1 protein-coding gene is annotated in these 1003 nt (G+C 65.2%); it reads left to right on the forward strand.

Annotated elements, in window-relative coordinates; translation table 11 throughout:
- Window positions 1-1003: VCBS domain-containing protein (locus ACMUVN_RS33240; RefSeq protein ID WP_414816048.1), on the forward strand; the 1003-nt coding region annotated here is incomplete at both ends.

The raw sequence follows: 1003 nt of genomic DNA on the forward strand, positions 1-1003 counted from the left end.
CGAACACGACGCCGACGGCAGTTGCCGATGCGGGGGACGCGACGGAGAAGGGTGGTGTCGCCAATGGTTCGGGTGGTGTGGTTGCGAGCGGCAACGTGCTGACCAACGACACCGATCCGGATGCCGGTGATACCAAGACGGTCACGGCGGTCGTTTTCGGCGCGACATCAGGCACGCTTGGTTCGGCGCTGAACGGCACCTATGGCAGTCTCGTGCTCAACGCATCGGGCGCCTATAGCTATGCCGTCAACGAGAGCAATGCCGCCGTGCAGGCGCTGCGCCAGTCGACCAACACGCTGAGCGATGTCTTCAGCTACACGATGCGCGACACTGCCGGCGCCACGGCCACGGCCAACCTCACCGTCACCATCCATGGCGCCAACGACGCGCCGGTGCTGGCCGTCCAGACGGTGGCCCAGAACGCCACCGTCGGCTCGGCCTTCTCCTTCGTGCTGCCGACGACCACCTTCACCGATGTCGACAGCACCGAGACGCTGGCCTATACGGCAACGGCTGCCGATGGCACGGCGCTGCCCGCCTGGTTGGCCTTCAACGCCTCGACGCGGACCTTCTCCGGCACGCCGACGGCAACCGGCACCTACGGCGTCAGGGTGACGGCAACCGACCTCGGCGGCCTTGCTGCCAACGAGACCTTCAGCATCGCCGTATCGACGGCTGGCAACAGGGCGCCGACGGCGGTTGCCGATGCGGGTGATGCGACGGAGAAGGGTGGTGTCGCCAATGGTTCGGGTGGTGTGGTTGCGAGCGGCAACGTGCTGACCAACGACACCGATCCGGATGCCGGTGATACCAAGACGGTCACGGCGGTCGTTTTCGGCGCGACATCAGGCACGCTTGGTTCGGCGCTGAACGGCACCTATGGCAGTCTCGTGCTCAACGCATCGGGCGTCTATAGCTATACCGTCAACGAGACCAATGCGGCCGTCCAGGCATTGCGCCAGTCGACCAACACGCTGAGCGATGTCTTCAGCTATACGATGCG

The sequence above is a fragment of the Rhizobium sp. IY2 genome, assembly GCF_047532935.1.
GTDB lineage: Bacteria > Pseudomonadota > Alphaproteobacteria > Rhizobiales > Rhizobiaceae > Rhizobium > Rhizobium anhuiense.